Raw genomic sequence first — 23,779 nt, forward strand, 5'->3', positions numbered from 1 at the left:
TTGAGGTAACCTACACTAAATATATGGAACTTCAGGTACAATCTCTCCGCACTTTTATCGGCTCCTCGGATTATGCTTTATCCCGTGCGTTTTACTCAGAGCTTGGGTTTCGGGAGCATGCTGTTTCGGAGAAGATGTCTATTTTTCAGCGTGATGGTCATGTTTTTTTTCTTCAAGACTATTATGTGAAAGACTGGCTGGAAAATACAATGTTGCTTATTGAAGTAAATGATGCCGCCTTATGGTTTCGGCATTTGACAGAGTTAGGGATTGCGCAGAAATATACCGGAGTGAAGCTTTTACCACTTGCACAGGAGGATTGGGCAGATGTATGCAGGGTAATTGGTCCGGCGGGAGAGTTGTTGCATTTGCCCAATTCAGAAACCGGTAGTTTTTATATTATGGGTAGCGCGTACGATACGTGAGGCGTTGGAGTGGAATATTCAGCATACTATGTGGCATTGCGGACAAATAGGAATGCTTAGCCGCTTGCCGGGCAAGCCCTGGCCTTTCGGTTTGGCGGTAAAGGGAGGTGATTAGCAAAGATGGTTCAGGAAACCACCTTTGCTGTTTTCATCTGTATATTTTCACGCAGGTTGCCTGATACGCCGAGGCAGTATTCGCAGGACAGGAGTGTTGTATCTGTATTCAGATAGTCTAATGCTTTTTGCTGAAAGCCGGTTTCTGATAACAGTATGCCATCTTCCTGTGTGTAGGTGCTGTTGCCTGCTTGTATGGGTTTGTTCTTCATAGTCAGAAAGTCGTCCATATACGCGGCGCGGGTGCATTTAAAAAAGCGGCCGTTGCGTACAATCAGGCAGCGGTGGCGCATCCAGCAGTCGTTATAAATCTGCTGTACCCGGTTGGTATCTGTAATAGCATCGTCTACAAATATTTCGTTGAACTGATCTATGTATTTAATGTTCAGTACCACTTCATATTGCCGGGCTTTTCTTTTAATCTGCTCCAGCAGGGCGGGTTTAACCGGGGCGCTGATGTAGTTGGATATCGTAAGCTGATCTATATGCTGCCAGAAAGTATCTGTCATCCTGTGCATCAGCAGGCCGTTGGATACTACTCTTACTACTTTGCCTGCACCGGATTGTTTAATTATCCGCAATATCTCATCCAGCTGCGGATGCAGGGTGGGTTCTCCGCCTGCTACTTTAAATACATCGGGCAATAGGTGAGTACTTACAAAGGTGCATATTTCCTGTACCTCTTCCAGACTAATGAATTTTTTAGCGTTGAAGGGAGATATGTTACAGCAATCGCGGCATTTGAGATTGCAATGTTCTGCTACATGTACCTCAAACGATTCGGTGCGGATGCGGTTTTGTTGCAGATAGTATTTAGGCCGAATGCCGTTTTCGGTTTCGCCTTTTTTAATAAAAACGGCTTCCAGCTCTACCAGTAATTCTTCGCGGCATATATCGGCCTGTATAAAAGATACCTTACAGGCAGGGGCCAGAAAGCGTGGCACAAAGCGTTGAAGAAAGGCGCGGTCTGTTTCGTTTTTATAGTATACGCGCATGTGGGCAATATCTTCCAGTGCAAAACCATAGTGAATATGGTATTGTTTAAGGTTGAACTGGGCAGCCAGTATGCGCAGGTTGTGTATGCTCTGGCAAAGCTGCTCGTATATGTCGCCGGGGTGTTGGGAGTCTTCCCCCGTAATACTGGCCGTGCCGGAGGACAGCAGCAGGCGCTGGCCATTGTTGTTATAAATAACGCCGCGGCTGAAATAAGGCGAAAGCTTACCATACCGGGGAGAATAGCGCCATGCGGGTATCTGGTTTTTGTTTTCCAGTTGCTGAATGGGGTGTTGTACCGCCAGAAACTCTATGGTAAGCAAATGGCTTTGGGTGCCTACGGCGCTGGCTGCGGGTACGGGCCTGGTGGCCAGGTTTTCTCCGTAATAATTACTGAATGCTTTTTGCCTGCCTGCGTTAAACAGGTGGTAACGCGTTTCGCCATCGGCCGTATCAGGGGCTGCTGCTGCTGTAATGTTGGGTACGTAGTTCCAGAAGCGGATAACGGTATATTCCGGTTGCAGCTCCAATGCCTGTAGCAGTTGTGTGTATGCCTCCTGTGTGGCTGTTTGCAGCGATATGCCGGGGCCTGCGTTAACGGAGATACTGCCGAACAAGCCGTTGGCAGTATGTTGCCATTGTACCTGCTGTGCGGTATGGGTGGTAGTTGCTACAGGTTGTTCGCCCAGCCAGGCATCTGCAAAAGTGTTTTGCGAAAAAGTGGCTTTTAATACCGGCAGTTGCTGGTTGGTAAGCCGGAGGTATTCGTTTTCATCGGATACGTATATCATCACATCAGTTTTTGTACCAGTACTGCCCGCAGTACTGGTGGTTATGTATGTTTTGTGATAGTGTTTCTGCTATATGCTGCTCCTGTGGCCCAAACAATGCGGGCCATTCTGTTGTGTAACAGGCAATGGCTTTGCACTGCTGCTGAAAAAAAGTGGTTGGTACACAGGAGGGGCTTTGCGTATAAAGCCGGCCGTTAAGCTGCCACTGTGTTACTGTAAATGGCTGGGGTGGTTGTGCCTGCCATTCTTTGTTAAACGCGGCAAGGCTGGCTTGTTTATCGTGTGCGTTGGTAATATAGTTATGTATAAAGGGCAGTGGAATTTGTGTAAGTGGGCTGTATGGTACAGGTGTGTCTGTGCCGTACGTGATGGCTTTGGCACCTATACTATTCCATCTTATGGCAGCCCAGCCAGGCACCATTGCGTAAGGGCACTCTTCGTAAAACACATGCTGCGTTGGAAGATGGTTGAGCAGGGTACTGCTATGCCATACCAGGTGATGATCTATATGCCCACCCACCCCCAGCGGATACCACACTTCATGCGGTTGCAGTTGTTGAATAAGCGTGTTTATGGCTGCTGCTATATCCTGCACCAACTGCAACTGATGGGGTGGCGTATGGTGATGAAACAGCAGGGTGCTGAAGCTGTTCCAGGTAGTATGCCGGAAAGGGGCATCAACAAAGCCGAGGTGTATACAGGCTGCCCCCAGCAGTGCCAGTGCCTGCTCATCCTGCTGGCGTCTTTGGCTGTAATGTGTATGCTTATCTGTTGCTGTGCCGGGGTGGGTAAATACCGTTGCGGTAGTAATGTGATGCCCCTGTGTGTGCAGTGCTGCTATGGTAGCACCGCAGCTTAGTACAGCATCATCCAGATGGGGCGATATAATCAGTATGGTTTTCATAACTGTGGCATAACAGGTTGCCGGGTATGGAACAATTGCTGAATAAGTGTGGCGGCTTCCTGTGGGCCTGTTTTCTGGCGGAAGGCATTGCCTGTTTTACCGGCTTGTTGCGCTACGGGTGATTGTGGTTGCAGTAGTGGTAACAGTTGCCGGCGGTAGGCTTCGGGAGAAGGATTGTTAGGATCCAGTACAATGCCTGTGCCTGCCTGTGTTACCAGCTGTGCCTGTAAAAACTGATCGTTACAAATGGGCAAAAGCGCTACGGGTATGCCGTTGGCCATGCTTTCCATTACGGAGTTGGCGCCACCATGCGATATTACCAGTTGCACATGTGGCAGTACCTGAAGCTGTGGTGCGTAAGGTACGGCAATAACGTTGGCGGGTAGCTGTTGTAAAAAGGGGCTATTATATAGTTCGCTGATGGCAAAGATTAATTGAATGTCCTCATCTGGCAGGGCCTGGGCTACGGCAGTAAACAGGTGCGGGTGATAATAAATCTGGCTACCCATAGACATGTATACTTTCTTTTTACCTGGTTGCAGCAGGTGAAAGGGAAAGCCAGCTTCATCTCCACGGCTATGGGGTGGAAAGCTGTGGCCTACATAAAAGGAGAAGGTATTGTCTGCCATTGCTCTGGATATGTATTCTTCTACGGTGTATACAATATTCAGCCAGGGAGATATAACATCGCTTACCCTGAACTGTGGTTGCCATTGCGGGGTGGCTAGCATGGCCTGCCGTTGTGGGTGCAACTGATCCAGTGTATGGGTAAGTTCGCACTGCCAGTGTGCGGGTGTAACGGGGTTAAGGGAGGAGGATATGCCTGCCCAGGGAATGCCTGCTTTATTGGCCACTATGGGGGCAGCATATATCATGGGGTCGGTAACTATTAATGCGGGCTGCCAGTCTTCCACTGCCTGTTGCAGCAGTTGTACCTGTTGGGGTACGGCATCTATCAGCAGGGTTTTAATCCAGTTACGAAGCCATGCTTTATCGGCCAGTTGCTCAACAAAAGCCTTGCCTCTGGTAACAAAGTCTGTGTTACTATTTGCAGCAGCAGGGGGGCAGTACATTTTGCTGTTGATGCCTGCCTGCTGTAGTTGCGGAGTAATATCCTGCTGCGCAAAAAAGGCCAGCTGAAAGCCTGCGGCCTGCAGGTGGGCGGCTACCCCTATCATGGGGTTGATATGCCCTTTTTCGGGAATGGTTACTATCAGTATTCTTTTATGCTGCATATTCCTGTGCCCAATTGAGTAAACTAATCATGTTGAACAGCATCATTCTGTCGTTTTCTGTAATGGTTTGCTGATTGCATAAGGCTTCCAGCGCTGGTTTGTTCAGCCAGGTGTGTATAAAGCTGCTGTTTGGCTGCAACAGGCTTTTCAGTATAGGCTGATAGGCTTTGCCCAGGCGCGGATCGCGTGGCAGTGCGGATTTTTTACGAAAGGAAAAGTCTTCTGCCAGCCAGCGGGTGGCAGCCTGGCGGATGATGTATTTTTCCTGTCCGTTTTTAAAACCGCTGGCTGGTGTTACCTGGCTTACTGCATCCAGCACGTTTCTGTTGGCAAAAGGCACACGCGCTTCCAGCCCAAAGTGCATGGTATGAATATCGCCGTTGTGCAGCAGGCGCTGCAACCAGCGGCTGCGTACCACGGCACTCATGGCCAGTATGTTTTCCTGTTCATTTTTACCAAACTGCAGACCTTCTGCACAGGCGAGCGCTTTGTAATGTGCATCCAGCCAGGTAAGGGGCTGCAAAGTTTTCTGCAGGCGTGGCTGCATCAGCTGTACGCGTTTATCGGCTCCAAACCATTGCAGCAGCGCCAGCGGGCTGTGGTTGACGGCATTATTGAGCAGAAAGAAGTAGCCATAATTGGTTTCATCTGCGGCATCGCCTACCAGTACGGCTTTGTTGCGGGTAGCGGCGGCTTTAGATAGAAAGTGTTGCGAAAACTCCTGCTCCCATACTGGTATGCGGCAATTGATTATGGCCAGCTGGCGCAGGCTTTCCTGCAAAGAGGTATGCTGTGCCTGTACGGTAGTAAAGGGTAATTGCAGCTGTTGCGCCAGGCGGGTGGCCCAGGGCAGATCGTCACTATTAACAATAGTGGTGGGGTCGAAGGTAATATGCTGATGGTTGTTGAACGTAATGGTGTATGCATCGGGCTTTACGCCGGTGTGTGCGGCTATGCCTGCCAGTAGCGAGGAATCAAGCCCACCGCTGAGAAATAAGCCTACCGGAACATCGGCCTGCAGGCATTGTGTAACACTTTGCTGCAGGGCAGTGGCCACCTGCTGTGTAAGTGTGGCTTCCGGTATGTGTGGGTGCTGCCATTGAAAGCGGTACCAGGTATGTGTGGTAACGTGTTGGCGGGTGATGCGTAAAAAAGTACCTGGCTGCAAAAAGTGAATATCCTGAAACAGGTTCAGATGGTCGCCACTGAGGTAGGGGGCTATAACGTATTCGGCCAGTGCATATTCATTTAGTGCGGGGCGGCTATTGAGTACTGCCAGTAAGGCTTTTTGTTCGGAGGCAAAGAGAAAACTTTGCTGCTGGCGGCAGTACACAAAAGGCTTTATGCCAGCCTGGTCGCGGGCTGCAAAGGCAGATTCTGTCAGGGTATCCCATATCAGAAATGCAAACATGCCGTTGAAATGACCCAGGCATTTTTCGCCCCAGCGGATATAGGCGGCCAGCACTACTTCTGTATCGCAGCGGGTGGTAAACTGGTATTGTGGTTCCAGTTGTTTTCTGAGTGCTGCGTGGTTGTATAATTCACCATTGTATACTATCAGGTAACGGCCGCTGTTATCGGTAAATGGCTGTGTGCCGCCTGCTGCATCCAGTAATGCCAACCGTTGGTGGCAAAGGGCGTGGTTGCCTGCCTGCCATTCGCTACGCCCGTCTGGCCCGCGGTGCTGCTGTTTGTTGCCCAGCTGTTTTATTTTTTGCTGCAGCACGGCAGGGGCGTCCGCTGAAAATAATATTCCTCCTATACCACACATATTATCGTTCCTGTTCTTTTGCCATTATTTGTTGTAACCGGGTTGCCATGCCTGTTTGCTGTAATTGCTTATATACGGTTGGTGGTACGTATTGCTGGTAAGGCAGGCCCTGTAACATACAATCGCGTACCAGGGTACTGCTTACGGGCAGGCCGGTGTTAAATGTTTTTACCGGATAGCCGCCAGTGGCTGCCATAGCCATGGTGCCAGGGTTGGTGGTGTATATGTATTGAAAGGCGGGCAGCAGGCTTTCCAGCTCGTACAGGTTTTCCATATAGTAATCGCTATACGGCAGGGCGGCCAGGTAATATTTACCGGGCGCCAGTTCTTCTAATACCGGCAGAAGCATTGCCAGCCTTTCGCCTCCGGTGGCAATGTTGGTGGGCTGGTGTGAGCGTTCTGCCATGGCTATTACCACTACTATTTCTTCTACCTCCTGCAGCATCTGTGTAAGGCAGGCTACATGCCCGTTATGCAAAGGTTGTGTTCTGGTAACAAACAAACCTCTTGCAGGTGTTGGCAGTGGTACCGCAGGCCATTGTATGGCAGCGCCGGAGGGTTGTGGTAACGGGTGTACGGGAACACGTAAGGATGCCTGCATGGCCGGTATGTTATTTCCGGGGCTGGTATATACCTGGTTAAATGCAGGGCATACAACCCGCCATTTTAACCAGGTGTACAATGGCGTAGCCCCGCGTGAGGGTACGGGAAGCAGATATACGGGTATGCATATGTGTGCCTGTAGCAACTGACGCAGCTGTACTACAAAGTCGCCTCCTGTAACAGCGGCGGTATTGGCAGGGTACAGATCATCTTCCTGCAACAGTATAATCAGTTCATCGCAACTGCTGGTAAGTTGTTGTATAAAAGAAAGCTGGGTGCCGGTAAGCGCTCGCCAGTCTGTTGCCAATAAGGTACGTTTGCACATAGGTTTTTTTTAGGTGTATTGTAATACCTGATGAAAGCAGGGAAGAAAGCCGATGCCTGGCTGCAGTTGCCATACGCCGTCAAACGCGTTGCGCAGATATAGCATGGCCTGATCCAGACAGAACCAGGGTTTCCATAAAGTATCGTATTCTGTAAAGAAGGCATCGCACAAGCCCTTTTCTGCGCGGCGGTAAGTATAGATTGCCAGTTGCAGTGCGGCAGCATTGTATTGAAAAGGTGCATCTGAATTGCCTTCTTTACAGGTGCGGAAGGCAGCCAGAATCACATCTTTTTCGCAGGCATCCCAGGTGGCCAGCTCAAAATCGAGCAGGCCGGTAAGCCGGTCGTTTTCAAACAATACGTTTTCGGTTTGTATATCGCCATGTATCCACTGATAACGTGCCTGCTGCCAGGGAAAGCGTACCTGCATGGCCTGTTGCAAACGGGTGGCTGCCTGTGTAAAGGCGGGCCAGTGTGCGGTAACATACCTGCCTGTATCTGTTGCAGCCAGTATAGCAGGTGCCTTATCGGGTAACTGATACCATACCATATCTGTGGCGGCTTTGCCAATGGAGGGTATGGTGTGCATAGCGCGATGAAGCAGCGCCAGCTGATGAAACAGTTGTTGTAGCTGCTGCGGGCTGCATTGCTGCCACCACAGGCAGGGTATACTACCGTTGATATGTGTAAAGCAATGCAGAAAGTGTTGCTGCCCATTAATGGTAATATGCTGCTGCGGTAGTGTAACCAATGCAGGCACGGGCAGGTTGGTAAACTGCGCCAGGGCATTGAGAATATGTGCTTCTGCTGCTACGCTTGCTGCTGTGCGGTTGGTACGTGCTATACGTGCGGAATAGCGTTGATTGGCTGCCGTGGTAATACTGTAATTTTTATTGGAATAGCCGCCCGAGTGCTCTATATGCCTTAACGGGCCGAGGACTGGCGCTACTGCGGCTTCCAGCACTTCTTCATCGGTAACGGTTTGCAGGCCTGTATATGCATCTGCTGTCATACTACGTTATTTAGCCTATTTAGTTTTTGTGGCCCACCCTTGTTACAGGTAGTGAGCCATGGTAACGAAACGTTGGTTTGCGTTGTTTGTACGCAAATTTATGGTGTAACAGGTGGAACGGCCAAATAATTTACCTCCGGCTTATTTTTTAGCGCTACGCATGGCTTTTACTTTTTTAACAGCCGGGTCTTTTACAAATGTGTTGTATTCGGGGCTGTTAACAGCATACAGGGCAATTTTCCCTTCCTCATCTGCATGAATGCCAAAGCCCGCTTTTTTAGTAAGGGGGGAGGCACGCAGGCAGGCCTGGCCTTTAGAGAAGAATTGTTCTCTTGCTGCCTTGTATTCGCTCCGGGTAAGATCGTTTCTATCGGCATATACCTGAAACAGTACATCATCGGAGGTGTATTTGTACGGGTGTGCGGCAATAAGCTGGTATTGCATTTCGGCCACGGTTTTATTGTCGCCTTTTGCCTGGGGAACCTTGCCTTCTGTGGCGGTGGAATCTTCTGCCACCTCAATAAAAGTGTTGAGGTAATTGGTGGTATGTACCTTTTCTTTTTTATTCATACGGGTGGTTATTGGTGTTTTAAAATGCTTTCCAGGTAAAATTAATGGCAAATGTGATTGCGTGGCAATGCGGAATGCAATAAATTGGCGCTGTGAAATACATACCAGGCACCCATATTGTAGCAACGCTGGAAACAAAGGAGATTGCGTTGCTGAGCACCTATGAGGCTTTCCGGGCAGAGGCTGACCGGCTTATTGCGGCTTACGGGCTGCATAATCTGGGTGAGGTATATCACCATTTTTCGCCTGCCGGTTTTACGGCAGTTATCTGTTTAAGTGAAAGCCATCTTTCTGTGCATACCTGGCCGGAGTTTGGGAAAGTGAACCTGGATATATACCTGAGCAACCACCAGCGCAGCAACGACGGAACGGTACAGGCCATTTACACGGCGCTGGTTTTGTTTTTTAAGGCAGAGATACTTCAACAACAAAATATTACCCGATAAGCTTATGGCAACCGTGAACGGACTTTATGCCTGCGATTCCTGCAATGCCACGCTTTCCTTTGTTAGTAAGGATACGCAATGGATGGCCTGCGGTGGCTGCGGCACTGTTCATTACCGGTACGATGGTATTGCCCCGGTGCGGAAACCGGTAAAGGCCATACGCACCAGTAACGATCTTATACAGCCGGGCACCACCGGGCGCTGGCACGGAAAAGCCTTTCAGGTGCTGGGGCGGGTACGTTACCGGTTTGAAGATGGGCTGATAAACTTCTGGACGGTAATGATGGAAGATGGCCTGGTGCAGTACCTGAGTGAAGGGTATGGGCTGTATGCCATGCTGGTTAAATTTTCGCCTGCGCCTGCTATTGATTTGAAAGTGTTTCGCGAAGCGGGGGAGCATACCGAAGTGGACGGGCAGAAAAGCGTGCTGGAAAGCATAGCCCGGAGTGTGGGTTATGAGGCAGAGGGGGAAGCGTGGGATGTGTTTGGAGCCTACTTTGACCGGAAGCCTGTTTTTTATGATTTTGCCCGGCTTAATGGCGACTATATAACACTGGCTACGGTGGATACTATTGTGGCGGCATTTGAGGTGCATAGCTGCACTTTTGCACAACTGCAATTGCAGCAACTGAATGAGGCTGTGGTAATACCGGAGAAGATAGTTTGTAACCGTTGTAAAAACAGGATTGAGCTGGTAAGCTACCCTTATGCCGAAAGTTATGCCTGCCAGTGCGGTGCAAAGCTGGAGCTGGAAAAAGACGGTGAGTTCAGGAAAGATGGTGCCTTTGGCAATACCAGATCTGCCATCCGGCTGGGTGCTACCGGCGTTATAAAAGGCATATCGTATACGTTGATTGGATATGCGGTAAAGCAGGATAACACGCAGTATAAAAGCAAGTGGCGTGAATATGTGCTGTATAACCGTGCAGAGGGATATGCGTGGCTGAGTGAATATGAAGGCAACTGGATTTACAGCCGGGAGCAGGAGGTGGCACCGGTTATTGCCAATATGCCGGCGATAAAAGAATTTAGTTATAAGCGCAAGACTTTTCGTTTGTATAGCCGGTACGGTTACCGGATTGTTGCGGCAGAAGGTGAGTTTCCGGGAAAGGCATTTGGTGCGGCTTTTACCCGCTGCCGGGAATTTATTCATCCGCCATATATGTGGGCGGAAGAAGAAGACAGCAAAGAGCAGGTGAGTTATTACCTGGGTGAATATATTGACCGGAAAGACCTGGAGAAAGCTTTTGGTGTGCAATTGCCGAAGGAAAAGGAGATGGGCATGTTATCCCCGCCTTTTATACAGCCACGGCGTCTGGTATTGGTTACGTTTATTGCAGCGTTGGTGTTACTGGGGGTACATCTGTTATCGGGCCGTACCGGTACAGAAACTATGGTGCTGGAAAAAAACTATGGCTGGGCAGATGCTGCCGGTAAAACGGCACCTGTGCTGGTATCTGAAACATTTAGCCTGCCCAACTGGCGTAATAACGTGGAGTTAAGTACGCACGCCGATGTGAATGATTCGTGGGTGGGCGCTGATTTTGAACTGGTAAATGCTGAAACGGGTGAGGCGCATGGCTTATCGCAGGGGGTGGAGTATTACCATGGGTATGAAGATGGGGAAAGCTGGTCGGAAGGAAGTACCCAGGCTTCTGATGTGGTAAGTGGTTTGCCTGCGGGAAAGTATTTTTTGCGTACGCAGCTATCGCAGGATAGTACTGCGCGGCAACAGGTAACTGAGGTATCTGTAAAACTGAAACGGAACGTAGCGGTGGATTCTAATTTTTATCTGCTGCTGGGGTTGCTGCTGATATGGCCTGTGGTAACCTATATACGCGTATGGATGGCAGACAAGGCCAGATGGTATAATAGTGATTATTCGCCCTACACATATGATGAATAAACATTTTTTTCAGAAAGCGTCTTCCTTATATCCCTACCGGTGGTTTATCATCATTACGGTAGTGTTTGTATTGTGGGAGGCCTATGCAGATGCTACGGGATACCGTATTGCATCGCTTTTTTCTACCGGCCAGCGCCAGTGGAGTGCGGGTGGCAGGCCGGGGGTAAGACATAAATAACAGCTAAAAACAATTATATGTATAACTACATTGTAAGTTCTGTGGTGTATTCGTTTATAGGTATTGCCATACTGGTGGTAACTTTTGCACTGGCAGAATGGTTAACACCACGCCATAACCTGCGTAAGGAGATACTGGAAAACAAGAACATGCCATTGGCTGTACTGGCGGGCTTTTTTATGCTTGCCATTGCCATCATTATAGCTTCTGCCATACATGGATAATACGGATAAGGAACATGTGGAGGAGCGGGGCAACAGTGCGGAGTGGCTGCTGCTTACGGCTGTTTTTATTATCGCCACCTGCGGTTTAATTTACGAGCTGGTAGCGGGTACGCTGGCCAGTTATGTACTGGGCGATAGTGTTACCCAGTTCAGCACCATTATAGGTGTGTACCTGTTTTCTATGGGGGTAGGTTCTTATCTGTCTAAGTTTTTTAACGGGCACCTGCTGCGCCGGTTTATTCAGATTGAATTGCTGGTGGGTATAGTAGGTGGTTTTAGTTCTGCCGTATTGTTTATTACTTTTCCGCTGGCAGCCTCTTTCCGGTTAATATTATACGCCATTGTGTTTGTAACCGGCGTGCTGGTGGGGTTAGAGATACCGTTGCTGATGCGTTTGCTGCAGGATAGGGTGGCTTTTAAAGAGTTGGTGAGCCGGGTGTTTGCGGTGGACTATGTAGGCGCTTTACTGGCTTCTCTTATATTTCCTTTGCTGCTGGTGCCGTATCTGGGGTTGATACGTACTTCGCTGTTTTTTGGTATGCTGAATATACTGGTGGGGTGGTATCTGTTGCGGCGGTTTAAGGGCGAGGTAAAACGTACGGCTGCTATTCAGCTTACGGCGCTGTTGTTTCTGCTGGCAGAGCTGGCGGCATTTATTGGTGCGGATGCTATTATGAAGCTGAGCGAGCATCTTCAGTTTTCGGATAAGGTGGTATATGCCACTTCCTCTCCTTATCAGCGTATTGTGTTAACCCGCAACCATAGGGAGTTACGGCTTTTTCTTAACGGCAACCTGCAGTTTTCTTCGGCAGATGAATACCGGTATCATGAGGCACTGGTACATCCTGCTATGCAGGCTTCGCCCCAGGTAAAGCGCGTGCTGGTAATGGGCGGGGGCGATGGGCTGGCGGTGCGTGAGATACTGAAGTATCCGGGCGTGGAAGCGGTTACACTGGTTGATCTGGATGCGGTTATGACAAAGCTTTTTACCACGCAGCCTGTTTTAACGGCTATTAACAAACAATCTTTTTCTGACAAACGGGTGAAAGTGTTTAATCAGGATGCTTTTGTATGGTTACGGGATAACCGGCAGCAGTTTGATTGTATTATTATCGATTTTCCTGATCCTTCCAATTTCTCTATCGGCAAATTATACAGCACTTCTTTTTACCAACTGGTAAAACGTTCTTTATCGCCAGCCGGTTATGCGGTAATACAAAGTACCTCGCCTTTTGTGGCGCCCAAAAGTTTCTGGTGTATTAACGCTACGTTGCAGTCGGTAGGTTTTACTACCATTCCTTATCACAATTATGTGCCTTCGTTTGGTGAGTGGGGGTATGTAATGATAACCCAACGTCCTTCCTATCAGGTGCCGGATACCTTTGCTATACCGGCGCGTTACATTAACAAAGGGGTGATGCAGCAGATGCTGTATTTTCCGGATGATATGAAAACGCAGCAGCCGTTAGCGGTAAACCGCCTGAATAATCAGGCGCTGGTAGAATACTTTGAGCAGGAGTGGGGCAATTATTCGGAACAGTAAATATGGATGCATGCACAGACGCGAGTTTATACAGCTTACCTCTGCCCTGGCAGGAGGTGCATTATTACCGGCTGCGTGTACCCGGCCCACAATTATTGCGGGTGAAATAAAGGGTGTTTCGGCAGCAGTGGGGCATCTGGTACGGGATGGTGCTTTACAAGGCGCACCTGTAACCACAGAGCGGGCAGATGTGGTAATAATAGGCGGCGGCATCAGTGGCCTGAGCGCGCTGCGCCGGCTGCACAGGAACGGCCATCAAAACGTGGTTTTACTGGAACTGGAAGGCCATACGGGTGGTAATGCCTCATCTGGTAGTAATGCAGTAAGCGCCTACCCCTGGGGTGCGCATTATGTACCGGTACCCAATAATAATCTTACTGAATATCTTTCTTTTTTAGAAGCGTGCGGGGTGGTTACCGGCTATAACCCTGCAGGGTTGCCTGTGTATAATGAGTTTTACCTGTGTAGCGACCCGCAGGAGCGGTTATATATTAACGGCAGCTGGCAGGATGGGCTGATACCTGCCTCGGGCATTGGTGCAGCAGATAAAGCAGATATTGACCGCTTTCTGCATCAGATGCATGTGTGGAGTGCGGCGAAGGGTAAGGATGGAAAGGAAGCGTTTGCTATACCGGTAGATGCCTCCAGCAAAGACCCGGTATATACAGCCCTGGACAGTATAACCATGCAGCAGTGGCTGCAGCAGCAGGGATATGCCAGCCCTTATTTGCACTGGTATGTAGATTACTGCACCAGAGATGATTTTGGAACTACTATAGATAAAGTGAGTGCCTGGGCAGGCATACATTATTTTGCCTGCCGTAAGGGGCGTGCTGCCAATGCGGCTGCTAACGATGTGCTTACCTGGCCGCAGGGTAATGGCTGGTTGGCGGAGCAGCTGAGGCATGATACGGAGGGGGCTATACGTACACAGGCATTGGCTACCCGTGTAGTTCCGGTAGAAGGCGGTGTTGCCGTGCATTATTACGATGTGCAACAGAAACAGCTGAAAGCTATTGATGCCCGGCAATGTATTATGGCTATACCGCAGTTTGTGGCTGCCAGGCTGCTGCCGGATGCGGCGGAACGTATGCCGCTGTTACATGCGCATTACCACTATACGCCCTGGGTGGTGGCTAATTTAACGGTTAAGCAATTGTACGAGCGTAGTGGTGCACCTGCCAGCTGGGATAATGTAATATACGGTGGCGCATCGCTGGGATATGTAGATGCCACGCAGCAGCAATTACAGCAGCTGAAGCCTAAGCGGGTACTTACCTATTACCGGCCTTTAGCAACAGCTTCTGCGGTGGAAGAACGCAAGCTGGCACAACAACGCACACATGCCCAATGGGTGCAGATGATACTGGATGATTTACGGATAGTACACCCGGATATTGACACCCAAACGGAACGGATAGATGTAATGATACATGCGCATGCCATGGCACAGCCCCTGCCGCAGATGATTCATGGCGCAGTACGCCAGCAGTTACGAAAGCCTGTGAATGGCAACATTCACTTTGCACATACTGATGTGGCGGGTGTGAGCATTTTTGAAGAAGCGTTTTACCAGGGTATACAGGCGGCTGATGCGGTTATGGAGCACCTGATAACAACGCCTGTTTCTTAAAAACTGAAGCTTTAACAGCATTGTGGTTATAAAAAGGCGCCGGGGCTTCCGGCGCCTTTTCTTTTACTTTATCAGCAGTACTTTTTCTACCGCTGTATCGTTTTCCGCTATAATCCGGACATAGTACAGGCCCGTCTGCATTCCCCGCAGATCTATTTCTTCTTTCACAGTTCCTGTTCTTCTTACTGCGGCATTGCGGTACACCGGAATGCCCGCGTTGTTGGTAACGATTATACTAACTTGTTGCGGCTGGCTAAGCGTAAAGGCTATTGTAAGCAAACCATTAGTTGGGTTGGGAGTACATTTTATCTGTGTTATTCTTTCTGGTTGTACTGGTGCTTCCGGTGTTACTGGTTCACAATAAACGGTCAGCCGCACAGAGTCGGTGGCTGTGCAGGTTCCTCTGCTGCCGGTTACTATATAAGTAACAGAAGTGGAAGGGGTTGCCTGAACGGTTGCGCCGGTGCTGGTATTTAAGCCTGTTACAGGTAGCCATGAGTAGGACGTGGCACCTGTTGCAGATAAGGGCAGCGTAGCAGCGCAAATAGTAGTATCAGTTTGCGTTATTGTTACTGCCATTTTCTTTATCGCAATGGTGAAACGGGATATGTTGTTAGTGGTATCAGCTTCTTTTATTGTGTTGTTTCCGTTTACAACAATAAAAACAGTGTAGTTGTCTGATGCAAGGTTACAGGGAATTGTTAACAAATTGTTTTTTATCTCTGCTTCCGCGCCAGACTCTATTACAGAGGTGTGCTCATAGGTGGTAAGCAGTGTGTCCTTGTTTTTTCCAGGTGTTAAAACTGTGTCTGCAGATAGATATATGCTCACTTTATGACTGCCAGCACTTGTTTTTCCTTTGTTTGATATTGTGAAGGACATGGTTACTGTGTCTCCGGTTACAGGGGTGCTGGTATTGTATGTAAGCTTACTGATATACAGGTCGGGTAGTTGAACACCATTGTGTAATGTAGCCGATGCATCTGTTGCTGTAAATTCTGAAAAAGAGGTAAGGTTACGTACTGTAATGGTTTTCTGTATTGTATTTACTACGGTTGGAGTTATTGCCTGCCAGCTACCTGCTATGCCGGATTGTTTTTTATTGATGACCATGGTAGGTGCATCTTGTATTTTACCCAGCATGGCAGAGTCGTAAAAGAAGGTTATGCTATACTTGTAACCATTGCCGCCTGTAGCGGGTATTTTCCAGAACCCACTCATAAAGCGCGCATGTTCTGCTGTGCCATTGTTAGTGGTGTCGTTGGGCCAGATACCGCTATACCACATTGCTTTACCCAGTTCTGGCAGTGTACCAGTATCCTCCCACTCAATTACTGCTGCTATTCGTCCATTCAGGCTTAATGTATCAGAACCACCCCGGCTATGTCTGCCGTTGGTTAAAAGCGGTTGGGGATCGGCGGCTGGTGTAAATTCTTCAGCTCCAATATCAACCGGGCCTGTGCTTATTGCAGTGGAGCGTACGTTGTTGTTATAGAAATCTTCGCCTATATTATCAATGGGCAATCCTTTACCGTTTATATACCAGCATTGCGAGGCGCTGGTATTTACTAACAGGGTTCCGTTGCCAGATTGCTGAAATAACGAATCTTTGGGTACATCTGCTGCCAGGGCTGCAAATGTAGAGGCGTCTCCGCCGCTGAGTTTTTTAAATACGCGAAGGGTGCTGGTGTTATTAGCCTGTTCGATAGTGGTGGAAGAGTCAGCAGTTACCATAAAATTGTAATCTGAAGCTGCTGCCGGCCAGAGAAGGTTATTAAATGCCGGCATGTTTACCCCCAATGCAAAATTGGCATTGCCTGTGCGTCCATTATATAGCAGGTTATTTAAGAACTTGTTTATTTTTCTGTTTGCGTTAAGCAGCACTGCATAAGACCTGCCGGTGTTATTAGTTGTATTTCCGCTAATGCAAATGCTGTTGAACAGTATGTTCATTTTTTGAACGGTGTCTGCCGTTTGGGTTCCAATGCCTTTTATTGTAACAGCGTTTACATTGTCTGCATTAGAGAGGGTTATCTGATTGTTGGCTATATTATAATTAGCTTTTTCTAATTGTATGCCTGTTATGTCGCCACCGGTTATTGACTGGTTGGTTATATTGCTGATCTGATTACGGGCTACCTCTACTTTAGCGGTGGTTGCAGCGGCTGTTGTGTTGTTAAATAGCATACCTGCTGCCAGTTTATTGGCTTTAATACCAGTACTGTGGATGTTATGAATAATATTCTGACGGATAACCATATCGGCGGAACTGGTATTTATAAACATACCTGCAATGGAGTAATTGTTCGCCTTTTGTAGCTGCGATCCATTGGCGGTTATGTTTATAATAGTGTTTTTTTGAGTAAGAGCAACATTTTTAATATGTAAGCCTCTTACTGCAATAGCCGTGTCGGTTGAAGCGGTCATATTTGCCACTGTATTGCCCGAAGCAATTGCTCCGGAGTCGGAGGTTACACTTATGCCAACCATGTTAAGCGCGGTGCCGGTGTAAACAGTTTGTTTGCACTTTACCAATATATCATCTGCTACCTCTTTATTACCTACCATGTTGTCTTTTACCTCTACCAATCCGCCTGTGGAAATACCCCAGAAATCCATTGAAGCTGCCTCGCCTATGGTGATGTTGCGGACAGTATTATTGTAGATCTGACTTTTTTGGGTAGGAGAGGAAGATGCCATAATTGCAATAAACGAAGGAGACGGCACGGTGCCATAGTTTCCTGGCACCTCCCACGGCTCACCTTTGCAATAAGGAGCACTACCGCCAACGTAGTTGCCCGAAATAATGTGTCCTCCACTAAAGGTTCGTCCTGCGGCAAGAAATGTGTTTAAGCCAATACCAGTTGTATAGGAATAGGTATTCCTGTGGTAACTATTGAATAAGTGATTGTTTTGTACTACGCAGCTATCACCCGGAGCATCCATATAAATACCTGCACGCGCAAAATTGGAAATTTCATTTCCGATAACAGTAACTCTGGCACCATAACCTGTAACTATTCCGTAATACATCTGACCGGTATTTCCGGGATTGCCTGTGGCTCCTTTAATTTCGCAGTTACGGATGATGATATTGGTATCTCCGGAATAAATTGAAATATTGGACTGATCGTAGGAACTGGTTTCTGAAACCAGGTTTTGAATAGTTATGTTTTTATTAGAGGGGAAACCATCCAGGTAAATTACTTTGTTAAAGCTGTTTATGAGTCTGAGGTATCTGCCTGCACCGTTTACACTTCCATCAAAAGTGATATTGCTGGAGCCCGTTATTTTAATGAGTGGATTTCCTGAAGTGATGGTGATAACCTTTACAACCGGCGTGGTTGTAATAATTTTAAGAAAACCAGTGCCTCCGTTGGAAGGAAAATAATTCAAGCCATAGGTGCCTTTTTCGTCCAGGTCGGAGGTAATAGCAACTATTACGCCTTTATTGCGTGCGATACCCTGATTAATTGCCTGAAAGGCGCCCAGTTCGTTAGTCAGTGAGGTAAATGTTTGTCCTTTACCTACCCACATAGTATCGGCAAGCGGGCCTGAAATTTTATAATGAAAGGTAAGTAATGGAAGAGTGTCCTGTGTGCTTACGTGGGTATGGTTTCCTGTAAAAAATGGTGCTGAGCCAATGGTACGGAAAGAGCTTGCATCCCGGGCCACTATATAGCATTCTATTGAATCGGTAGTGGTTACCGGTAAGCCTGCTGTAGCATAGTTTACGGGAAACTGCCATCTGGATTCCCTGATGTTACCTCCTGTTATTTGCCCGGGAAGGCTATACCATTCGCTTGTATTTGGGTAAAATTTCCGGAACCAGATTCTGGGTTTGTTTCCGGCAGATGTGTCTACTCCGGTTTCATCCGATATGGTTGCTCTTATAATCTGTAGTGAATCTATGTGGTGTCCGGGTACAGAATCGGGAATAATAAAGGGCATTCTATTATCCTGGGTTTCTCCGGTAACAGCATAGGCCCCAATATCTACAGGGGTTTTTCCGGTTCTTGTATTTCCATCGAAATCAGCAGTGGTAGTAAACCGGGTATTCCCTTTTCCTTCGGCAGGTGTAGGGGAAGCCAGATGCAGATTCATTTGTGCAGCCGGACCATCCGGTAGTATAAAGTTAGGTTCAGCAAATACAGAGCTTGTATCGGCATGAAAATAAGAGCGCCATTTATCAAATGTGTCAAGGTTGAAATCGGAGAAAACTGTGCCTTTACCCGTTCCGTAATATACGTTGTTATTGTATTTACCCGGGTTATAAAAGTTTCCTGTTATAATGTTATTACGTCCGTTGCCGGAGATATAGAAGCTGCGTTTAACCACCACTATATTGTTGTAAAAGTTGCCGCTTGCAGAAACGCCTGTAGCGGTACCTGAATCAACTGCTGTATTTCCTCCAATGTACACGGTATTATGTATTATATCTGTACCGCCCTCTATGCCGGTAGTTCTGGCAAGTACGCTGGTAGAAATCATGTTACCCATACTATCCAGTCCAAGCCTGATAATGTTATTGTCTACCTGTTTAACACCCGGTGCGCTTATGCCGTAAACTGATCCATAGCCGGCGGAGAGAGAATGTATGTAATTACCCGATACAGGTGTTCTGTAGCCTGAACGGATATAAATACCATATGTATAATTCAGTGTGCCCCGGCTGCCTTCTGCTGTAAGACTGTATATTTTATTTTTGCTGATGCCATTGCAGTCCATGCCATCTGAATATATACCGCAGACATTATAGTGGTAAAAGTATGCAGGATCATAACCGCCGGTAAGATGGGAAATGGTATTTCCGGATACCTGGCCTTCCAGGAAAAAAGCATAAGACATCATAAAATAAATTCCGGCCAAATCTGCTGCTGAATGGAGGCGTGTTATAAGGTTGTTATTTACGTCTGCCATTGAACCTCTTACAAAAATGCCAAAGGTTCGCCCACCTGTAAAGTTTCCGCAATTTCTTCCGTCTGAAGGTGTTCCTATCTGATTATCATTTATTTCACTTTTTGAGTAAGAACTATTGATAAACGAGAAGTTTGTACTAAAACGATAAGAACTATACAGTCTGGTGTTTTGTATTGTATTGCCTGTAATAACTACTTTGCTTTCGCTGTATTCAGCATTAATCAGGTTTATTTCAGCTTCTATGCCTGTATTGGTACTACCTGTATTGTTACTAAAAGAGATGGAGTCTGCTATATTACTGCCACCAAAGGTATTATTCCGTATTGTATCTGTAGTATTGTTAAACTTTGGTTTGCCTATATAAACAGCTTTATGGGCAACATACCTGCTTGTAAGGCTGGTGCTGATTTTTTTAAAAGTGTTGCCTATGATCCGGGAATCGCCATAAGAAGATATGATATAGTATTTCTGGGCAGATACCTTCATCGGGTTGCCTTCGGCATGGGGAGCAGAGCCTCCAAAATAATTTTCTGTAATCAGATGCGCTACCGTTTTTTCATTGTCATAAGCTGCAATGATGCCACAATCAGTACTGTCGGCTGTTATTTCTTTGGTTGCATAAAAGCTGTTGCTTTTTATCAGCCATGCTTTGTTGCCTTTCTCCAGGTTGATGCCCCACGTAGTGAAATTGTAAAAGTTGCATCCGGTTACCTGGTTGTTGCTGTTTTCTATATTGTTACTGGTAATGGAGCTGAGATGTAACCGGGGCATTGTTTTATTGTCAGAGAAGTTGCATTGGTCAAAGATATTGTTGTCGCATCCTTTGCCAAGTGTTCCCGCCATGGTAATGGCACCTGCCCACTGGCTGCTATAGTCTGATCGTATGTTGAGATATCTGATGATGTTGTCAGAAGCATTTTGCATTAGTATTACTGTGCCACGGCCGGTTAAGGTGAGTGCCTTTAGCGTTCCTGTGCCACCTGGTCTTCCATCAAGGATAATGTTATCTGCGCTGTCGATGATTAATAAAGGCGTGCTGCCCGTGTTGGCAATTTCCAGGTTGGTGACATCTGCTGCAGGCCTTAAGAATACTGTATAATCAGGCGTACGGCAATAGACCTTTTTAGGGAAAGTCAATGGAAAAGCTTCCACTGTGCTATTGTAGTCTTTTAATAATTCGAGTGTTATGCTGCCGGTCATTCCTTTGTTGCCTATAGCCTCAAAAGCCTGACCTATGCTTGTAAAGTATCCGCTTTTTCCAATAGAGAAACTACCTTTTAAATTACAGCGTGTGGAGTCGGAAGCAATAGAAGATGTTTGCATGCTGCCCTCTGTAAAGGCGGTAACTTTCCAGTAGTGGCGTTTTCCATATTCAAGATTGGTAGCCATATACGAGGTAGTATTGGCAGGCAGGTCTGTTACGGCAGCAAAAGTAATGTTGTCTGTAGAGTGGTATAAGGTGTAATGGGTTTTATTGGTGAAATTGTCATTCCAGCTAATGCGCATAGCGGTTGCACCGGTTTCCTGTATGGTTATGTTGCTGAAATTGCCAGTTAACACAGGTGGTTGAAACCGGAAGTATCTTCTTTCACCATCCTTTGCAGCATGCAGCCCTGCTATTGTACCGGCAGTTGAACGGTTTACCAGCATTTGCGTGGCTGGCTCTTCCGATGCCAGTGATGTGAACGATAGGGTACTAAGATTTTTCAGCGCCAGAAATTGATTGTCCGCTTCACCGGCAGTAAATCCTACTGAAGCTGTAACGTTACCAGACGAAGGGCCTACGTTCATGTTGCCATATACATATTCTAATTCGCCAGTGCTTTCATATAACCTTGCCTGGAATGTTGCATCTCCTCCTTGCGTAGCAGTGGTAGAAGAGGCGTTTACTGTTACGTTCCACTCTATTACAAGACATCGGTTAGGTGCAGTGCCTGTTATCAGCTTTCTGGTGGTGGGACTTACGTTTGCAGTACGCATATCATCCCAGAAAGCAGCAAGCACGGCTCCCTGATCGGGCATATAGGAAGTAGGAGGGTATACTACTTTTCTGGTGAGTTTATTAGGAGCGGTGCTGGTAATGATATTCCATGGGGTGTTAGCTACTGCAAGGCCTACCATTCCGTTGTGTCCTATGCGGAGATGTGTATAAACACGCCCCATGAAAACAAAAGGAAACCCTATTGAATCAAAAGGAGCGGCAAACTGATAGCCTTCCATTGTAAGGTCAATTGCGTTGGCAAGATTAATCTGATTGCCGTTTTTATCGGCCTTCAGCGAGCCCGAAGTGCCAGTTGTAATATTATACGCAGATGCTTTTTGAGCGAATAGCGGGTTAAATACGGGAAAAAAAAGGAGTACAATAAGCAATAGGGGGCAAATGAACCTGGACATAAGGAGTTTGGGCTTTTTTTACAAAATAAAACTTATTGCTCAGGTCCGGCAAGTCTTTTTTGCCAATGAACGCCAGCAATTTGCCAGCTGATGGTTGTAGAAGGTTGGGAGCTATAAGTTAGCTGCCTGTACTTGTGTTTGGTGTTTGAGAATGAATTGGTTAGCTGCGTAATTTACCAAAAGCATCTGGGTGGGTGCTTTTGGTAAATACAGTATAAGGTGAAAAGTTATTTTTTATTTAATCAGAATGGCTGATTGGTCTTCTGTTGGTGTCAACACCTTACTTAGTACCGGCGTTTTTACATTATTGAGAATAATTACGGGTTGGGCAGCTGCTTTTGTTACCTGAAAATTCTGCAGCGTTAACCGGTTTACATCATCAAAAATACTGTTGGTGCGAAACTCTTTACCGGTGTAACTAAACCGTACATTCTTTATGGTAATGTTGTTGGCATGGCGTACGTAAAAGCCCCAGGCAGGCAGCTCGCGAAACATAGAGAATTCCGGATAGGCGGCTATGTTTTCCGGAATGTTTTGCAGGGAATCTACGTTTACGTTTCCTATGTGATTGGTGCTTTTTAAGGCATACTCCACATCAATGTTTTCCAGTGTAATATCTGCTACGGGGTGGCCGGGAATGCCGGTGATGGAAGAGGGGAATACATTGTGCTCATATAACTCGCGGGGGCCTTCCATGTTATAGCCTGCATCGGGTTTGCCTGCCGGTATCTGCACTTTTACATTGCTTATGTACACGCCTTTCAGTGTACCTGGCTGGCGTTCTGCGCGTCGTTTGCCCAACCTTATAAAAATGGCATTGCCGGTATTGCGTGCGGTAATGTTACGAATGTTTATGTCTTCTACTACGCCGCCATCTACGGTTTCTACTGCAATGGCAGAGCGGAAGGTATCGTATACATACAAGCTGTCTACCGTAATTTTTTTGAAGCCGCCAAAAGAGGCTGTACCCATTTTAAACGCGCTGGCGCTGGAACGTACGGTGCAATTGGCTATGTAAATGTTTTCGCAATAGCTTTTGGGATCGTGCGATTTAAGGCAGATACCATCATCAGCCACATCAAAGAAGCTGTTGGTTAGTTTTACATTTTTACAGTCAACCAGGTCAATGCCGTCATTGTTTAAAAAGGTATTGCTTACTACCTTAATGCTATCAAACAACATATTGGTGCAGCTGCGGTAGTCCTGTATCCAGCACAGGCCATTCTTTATGGTAATGCCTTTTACGGTAACATTGTTGCAGTTGCTAAACATAATCAGTTTGGGGCGGTTGTTTTCTGCGGGGCGCATCTGGCCCCAGTCGTTATATTGCTGCCATTCTGCATCTTTCAGTATGCCCTGTTTCAATACGCGAAAAATATCTTCCAGCAGTTGTTCGCCCTGGCCATCTATAGCGCCTTTGCCGGTAAGGCTTATGTTCTGCTGGTTCTCGGCTACAATAAGGGCGGAGGCTTTGGCGGGGCCGTAATCCATACGTTGTGTGGTAGCCAGCAGTACTGCATTTTCTGCCAGGTGCAGGTTTACGCCTGTTTTTATATGCAGTACACCGGTAACAAATTTACCAGCAGGCACCAGTACCTGCCCGCCACCGGCGGCGGCGGCTTTGTCAATAGCCTGTTGAATAAAGCGGGTGTTATGGGTAGTGGAATCTGGTACGGCACCAAAGGCGGTGATATTATATACTTTTTGCTGTGCATTCAGCCCTTGTATGCAGGCCATTAACAGCAGTAACCCTGTTGTTTTTTTCATTGTTTGCGTTTAAAACGGGCGGTAAA

General features: G+C 47.3%; 16 protein-coding genes and 1 pseudogene. 7 read left to right on the plus strand and 10 right to left on the minus strand.

The window, feature by feature from the left end; translation table 11 throughout:
* The first annotated feature begins 23 nt into the window (after positions 1-23).
* A complete protein-coding gene (locus tag IEY13_RS02305) occupies positions 24-425 on the plus strand; it encodes a VOC family protein (protein WP_188950278.1) in 402 nt (133 codons plus the stop codon).
* A gap of 125 nt (positions 426-550) precedes the next feature.
* Here IEY13_RS02305 and IEY13_RS02310 read toward each other — a convergent pair whose 3' ends face one another.
* The 7 genes from IEY13_RS02310 to IEY13_RS02340 form a co-directional block, all read right to left on the minus strand.
* Positions 551-2,323, minus strand: coding sequence for a chorismate transformation FkbO/Hyg5 family protein (locus IEY13_RS02310; RefSeq protein WP_188950280.1), 1,773 nt, complete (start codon positions 2,321-2,323; stop codon positions 551-553).
* 4 nt (positions 2,324-2,327) lie between these two features.
* Positions 2,328-3,227 carry a PIG-L deacetylase family protein gene (locus IEY13_RS02315; RefSeq protein ID WP_188950283.1) on the minus strand — a complete coding sequence of 300 codons (900 nt, stop codon included), beginning with the start codon at positions 3,225-3,227 and terminating at the stop codon, positions 2,328-2,330.
* Positions 3,224-4,462 (minus strand): glycosyltransferase, encoded by a 1,239-nt coding sequence (locus IEY13_RS02320; protein ID WP_188950285.1) that lies wholly within the window; start codon positions 4,460-4,462, stop codon positions 3,224-3,226. The genes IEY13_RS02315 and IEY13_RS02320 overlap by 4 nt, the downstream gene beginning before the upstream one ends.
* Positions 4,452-6,233 carry an asparagine synthase (glutamine-hydrolyzing) gene (gene asnB / locus IEY13_RS02325; RefSeq protein ID WP_188950287.1) on the minus strand — a complete coding sequence of 594 codons (1,782 nt, stop codon included), beginning with the start codon at positions 6,231-6,233 and terminating at the stop codon, positions 4,452-4,454. Before asnB ends, IEY13_RS02320 begins: the two co-directional genes overlap by 11 nt.
* 1 nt (position 6,234) lies before the next feature.
* Entirely contained in the window at positions 6,235-7,161 is a 927-nt protein-coding gene (locus IEY13_RS02330; protein ID WP_188950289.1) for an adenylyltransferase/cytidyltransferase family protein, read from the minus strand.
* 9 nt (positions 7,162-7,170) lie between these two features.
* Positions 7,171-8,172 carry a phosphotransferase family protein gene (locus tag IEY13_RS02335; protein WP_188950291.1) on the minus strand — a complete coding sequence of 334 codons (1,002 nt, stop codon included), beginning with the start codon at positions 8,170-8,172 and terminating at the stop codon, positions 7,171-7,173.
* A gap of 141 nt (positions 8,173-8,313) precedes the next feature.
* Entirely contained in the window at positions 8,314-8,742 is a 429-nt protein-coding gene (locus IEY13_RS02340; protein ID WP_188950293.1) for a DUF6157 family protein, read from the minus strand.
* Positions 8,743-8,834: 92 nt separating this feature from the next.
* Between IEY13_RS02340 and IEY13_RS02345 the strand changes: the two genes are divergently transcribed.
* From IEY13_RS02345 to IEY13_RS02370, 6 genes are read left to right on the plus strand one after another with little or no spacing between them, the layout of a single operon-like run.
* Entirely contained in the window at positions 8,835-9,188 is a 354-nt protein-coding gene (locus IEY13_RS02345) for an S-adenosylmethionine decarboxylase family protein (protein WP_188950295.1), read from the plus strand.
* A 4-nt stretch (positions 9,189-9,192) separates the two neighbouring features.
* Positions 9,193-11,094 (plus strand): DUF4178 domain-containing protein, encoded by a 1,902-nt coding sequence (locus tag IEY13_RS02350; RefSeq protein ID WP_188950297.1) that lies wholly within the window; start codon positions 9,193-9,195, stop codon positions 11,092-11,094.
* The gene (locus IEY13_RS02355) at positions 11,084-11,272 is read left to right on the plus strand and encodes a hypothetical protein (protein WP_188950299.1); all 189 of its coding nucleotides are present in this window, start codon (positions 11,084-11,086) and stop codon (positions 11,270-11,272) included. The genes IEY13_RS02350 and IEY13_RS02355 overlap by 11 nt, the downstream gene beginning before the upstream one ends.
* A gap of 17 nt (positions 11,273-11,289) precedes the next feature.
* The gene (locus IEY13_RS02360) at positions 11,290-11,496 is read left to right on the plus strand and encodes a DUF350 domain-containing protein (protein WP_188950301.1); all 207 of its coding nucleotides are present in this window, start codon (positions 11,290-11,292) and stop codon (positions 11,494-11,496) included.
* Complete coding sequence (locus IEY13_RS02365) at positions 11,489-13,039, plus strand: polyamine aminopropyltransferase (RefSeq protein ID WP_188950303.1); 1,551 nt, start codon at positions 11,489-11,491, stop codon at positions 13,037-13,039. Before IEY13_RS02360 ends, IEY13_RS02365 begins: the two co-directional genes overlap by 8 nt.
* 10 nt (positions 13,040-13,049) lie before the next feature.
* A complete protein-coding gene (locus IEY13_RS02370) occupies positions 13,050-14,672 on the plus strand; it encodes a flavin monoamine oxidase family protein (protein ID WP_188950305.1) in 1,623 nt (540 codons plus the stop codon).
* A gap of 63 nt (positions 14,673-14,735) precedes the next feature.
* Here the strand turns inward: IEY13_RS02370 and IEY13_RS30490 are convergent, their stop codons facing one another.
* From IEY13_RS30490 to IEY13_RS02380, 3 genes and pseudogenes are all read right to left on the minus strand, one after another.
* Positions 14,736-16,460, minus strand: a complete 1,725-nt coding sequence (locus IEY13_RS30490) for a CARDB domain-containing protein (RefSeq protein ID WP_505661237.1) — start codon at positions 16,458-16,460, stop codon at positions 14,736-14,738.
* 4,812 nt (positions 16,461-21,272) lie between these two features.
* Positions 21,273-21,986 (minus strand): annotated as a pseudogene (locus IEY13_RS30500) (NIDO-like domain-containing protein); the annotation flags it as partial.
* Positions 21,987-22,220: 234 nt separating this feature from the next.
* Positions 22,221-23,753 (minus strand): glycoside hydrolase family 28 protein, encoded by a 1,533-nt coding sequence (locus tag IEY13_RS02380; protein ID WP_188950308.1) that lies wholly within the window; start codon positions 23,751-23,753, stop codon positions 22,221-22,223.
* Between the last annotated feature and the right edge of the window lie 26 nt (positions 23,754-23,779).

Source organism: Filimonas zeae (assembly GCF_014641615.1).
GTDB classification, from domain to species: Bacteria; Bacteroidota; Bacteroidia; order Chitinophagales; family Chitinophagaceae; genus Filimonas; species Filimonas zeae.